Consider the following 3671-nt stretch of genomic DNA (forward strand, 5'->3'; position numbering starts at 1 on the left):
TTTAAAAACCCAAAACCTTCTTAAAGGACAAATTTTAGCTTTATAAATCGTAGTTTTTTTGTTGTGCTGATAAACGTTTTGCTTAGGAAAGTAACTAATCCAACTATAGGGTAAACAACAAAAAAGGAGGGAAGCGCGTAGTTTCTCTTTTTTTGCTAGGTAAGTTACTGCCAACGGTTGAGCTATGAACAGTACGGGAGCAAACTAGCGTTTGCTTTCCGCCATGCACTTAGCGAAATTTTTTGGTTTTGTTTTTTCTTTTCCTGTCCAAAGCAAAATCCCAAAGATTTTGCGGACTTCATAAAAATACACAAACCTTTTCGTTTAAGCCCTAAACCCGTATTGTTTATAGGTTTTGTTATAACAAGTTGCGACACCCAAGAGTAAGCACGCACTTTTATGTCATTCTATTTATTCCGTTCGAGTTGGAAGTCCACCTGCATAATCTTGCTAAGAAGTCCATTCCGATTTACTTGAGAGAATCTTAAGTTCCATATTTTATTTCAGCATAGTCGTTTTGAACATTTTAATTCCAAAACTATTATTTTATGGTATGAAATAATCATCTGTTTTGAAAACAGCTTTTTGCCAAATGCAATCTTTATTTTGAATGTTAATAATTAGATATGTATCGCTATAAAATAGAATTTGCACATCTTCAAGATCATGCTCAATACTAATTTTGTTTATGATTTGAGAATTGTTAAAATCCGCCTTAGGAAGGCTACTATTAAAAATTAGTGGAATCAGAAAGAATATAGACATAGCAATTATATACCAGGTTTGTATACTCCCGTGATTATTCTTTTTTGGTTTTTTTCTATTCCTATGCAGTTCCAATAAATTTTTCAAATATGATTTTGTTCTTTTTTTTGATATAAAAATCCCTCCTAATATTGAAAGAACTAAATAAAATAAAGAGGTTTTTAGACTAGGAAACTTAAAGTCAGAAATTATTTTTTGAAAATAAAATGTGCCTAAGAGAAATGCAGAATTAATTATGAGAAGCCTCCAAAATAGCTTCTTGGCTTTTTGTTTGGAATTACCTTTGCGATAAATTTGGGATTCAAAAAAAATAAACTCATCATCATTAGCAAAATAACTATAGAAGTTAACAACAATAAGAATTGCTATCAACTGAAAAAGAAGGAAGGAGCCGTCAATCACAGCTTGACTGATTGAAAAAAATTTATAAAAAGTTGGTGAAATTATAATTAATTGGAGGAGCTGAATTATCGTTCCAAATAGAGTAGGTAGAATAATTAGTGCAGGAAGAAATTCTTTATTCTTTTTATAAAATTCTTTCACAGTTTAATAACTTTTCTTTTAAATAATTTTTAATGTGAAATTAATTAAAATTATACGATATATTTTTTTTAGAGCTATTTGTTGTAACGTCTTCGTGTATGGTTAGTTGCGTGTTTCAGCAACTAATTTAGTAAACAAAAACGAACGCGAGAAAATTCCGCAGGAATTTTCCAAATAAGCACTTACCAAAGCAATTAATTATACACGTTGTTAGGCTTAGTTTTTATATTTTTTCATTTCCCAATTCTCACAAAATGCATCGTCGATTAATAACCCTTTTACTGTTTTTTTAAATCTAAATATACTGTCATTTAGATATTCTAATTTCGATTCTTTAGTTGGATTAAAATATACTCTAAGTTCTTTATCAAAATTTTGAAATTCAATAGTGAAATAAATGCTATCTATTTTGGCTTTTCCACTATATTTTATTGATTCTCCTTTTTCAATTTCGTTTTCAGGATAATAGTATATTTCTAATTCAGATATTGAATCTTTTGTTATTGTGAAGTTTACTTCTCTATAATCGTTTCCATCTAAGGCAAGATTGTAAGGCAAAGTTGCTTTATATTCTCCTTTAATAATTTCCTTGTCAACGCATGGAACATCTGGACATTCTTTACAAGGTTGATAAATAACAGGATATTTACTATTTGAGTTAAAAGGTGTGAACAGAAACCTATATTCTTTTTCATTGTCATTCCAAGTCCAATAAAAAAGATTGTTTTTGTTGTCATAATTCTCTATTAGAAAAGTTTTAGAGACATAAGATTTTCGGTCTAAAACTTTAAGAGTATATCCATTCTTTTCTTTAATCAACTCACTAACTAAGAAATCAAAATATTGTTCATCGTAATTCACATACATTAATTTATCTCCATTTGATAGTGTCGAAAACTGTATGCTTCTATCTCCTCCTTTGCAAGGATAATAATTTATTAAATCATTATTAATTTTTGTTATTCTTGACCAAGCTTTTGGAAAATCATTAATATTAACTTTAACATCTTTTATTTCAGACTTATTTTTCTTGGAATTGTCATCGCATCCAATAAAAACTAAAAGAATCAAGAATAGAATGTAGTTTTTCATCAAATTAAGCCTAACGGTCTTGTGTATGATTAGTGGCGTGTTTAAGCACCTAATTTAACAAATAAAAACTGAATAGAAAATCCGCAAGGATTTTCGTAAGTAGGCGCAAACTAGCCATTAATTATACACGTTGTTGCCATTAGTTTTTTTGTTTTTTCAGTTCTTAAATCGGTTAGTAATTTCATTATTCTTGATAAGTATATACCACGAATAGGAAACAGTTTCATACCTTTTTAGACTTTTAATATATGCTGGTTCAATTAACTCCATTGAAGATAAAACATCTGTTACTACCTCTTTAAGTTCCGAATTTTTAGTTTCATTATCCATTATTGAAGTCGAGCCATCTTTATTTATTCTAACACCAATTTTTAGAGTGTCATTTTTTAAAGTCAAATTTCTTTTATTCGCTTCGCTCAAAATTAAATCACTTATAGAATTCTGAAGACAAGCCTCTGTGTGGTTCTTTTTGCATTTAGATATTAACGGAATTCGTGATTTATTTTTGAATTTTATTGCAGATAAATTTTCTTGAATTAATTCAGACGGATTTTTTCGACCGATATATTCTGTCGCAATGGTTTCAATAGTTTTATATGTAATAGTGACCTTATGATTTGGATAAATAGATTTTTTCTTTTTAATAGAATTGGACATTTCTATGAGTAAATCAATTCTTGTGTTACCTAAAGTCCAAGTATTTTTTTTACAATAGTCGTTTTTTTCGTCGATAACAGTTTTGTCTGTTAATTCTCCATCAGTTTTACTTTTTCCTAACTTCGAGATTAAATCTTTCTCAACGTATAAATAATAGTTTACTAATGCTTTTCTAAAATCTTTATTTTGTTTGTTCTCTATTCTTTTTTCAAAGTTTGCAACGTCAAGTTCGTATCTAATTTCTTTAATAAGCGAGTCTTTTTTAGAAAAAACATATCTTACTATTAAATCTAAATTTGGCACACTGTTGTCTTGTCTTATGTAAGATGCAATACCTAAATTCTCTTTAAGTGAGTAAACAGATTTGTCTTTTATTTTTCCTCCAACAAATTGTTTTTCGATAGCAATATATTCGGAAAGCGTTGTTTCGGATATATCATAACTTTTCTCTTGAGATATTCCCTTTGAAAATATTGATAAAAATAGAATTATTACTAAATTTTTAATGTTCATTTGCGATGTTTCTCAAATTAATGGCAACGCCCGAGCTAAAGTTAGTGCGGAGAGCAAGGAATCTGAAAAGATTCCGTCTTAGCACTAAGACAAAGCTTTTT

3 protein-coding genes are annotated in these 3671 nt (G+C 28.8%); all 3 read right to left on the reverse strand.

The genetic code is table 11. The annotated features are described in order from the left end of the window. Window positions 1–546: 546 nt before the first annotated feature. The 3 genes from Q0856_RS17780 to Q0856_RS17790 all read right to left on the reverse strand — a co-directional run bounded on the left by Q0856_RS17780 (window position 547) and on the right by Q0856_RS17790 (window position 3570). Window positions 547–1308, reverse strand: coding sequence for a hypothetical protein (locus Q0856_RS17780; RefSeq protein WP_298507155.1), 762 nt, complete (start codon window positions 1306–1308; stop codon window positions 547–549). 216 nt (window positions 1309–1524) lie between these two features. Then, complete coding sequence (locus Q0856_RS17785; protein WP_298507157.1) at window positions 1525–2400, reverse strand: hypothetical protein; 876 nt, start codon at window positions 2398–2400, stop codon at window positions 1525–1527. 156 nt (window positions 2401–2556) lie between these two features. After that, window positions 2557–3570 (reverse strand): hypothetical protein, encoded by a 1014-nt coding sequence (locus Q0856_RS17790; protein WP_298507159.1) that lies wholly within the window; start codon window positions 3568–3570, stop codon window positions 2557–2559. Between the last annotated feature and the right edge of the window lie 101 nt (window positions 3571–3671).

The sequence above is a fragment of the uncultured Maribacter sp. genome, from assembly GCF_947496775.1.
GTDB lineage: Bacteria > Bacteroidota > Bacteroidia > Flavobacteriales > Flavobacteriaceae > Maribacter_B.

Bases quoted from the DNA above. Each gene is read 5' to 3' on its own strand.
- Q0856_RS17785 (WP_298507157.1), bottom strand. From the start codon at position 2,400: ATGAAAAACTACATTCTATTCTTGATTCTTTTAGTTTTTATTGGATGC.
- Q0856_RS17790 (WP_298507159.1), bottom strand. From the start codon at position 3,570: ATGAACATTAAAAATTTAGTAATAATTCTATTTTTATCAATATTTTCA.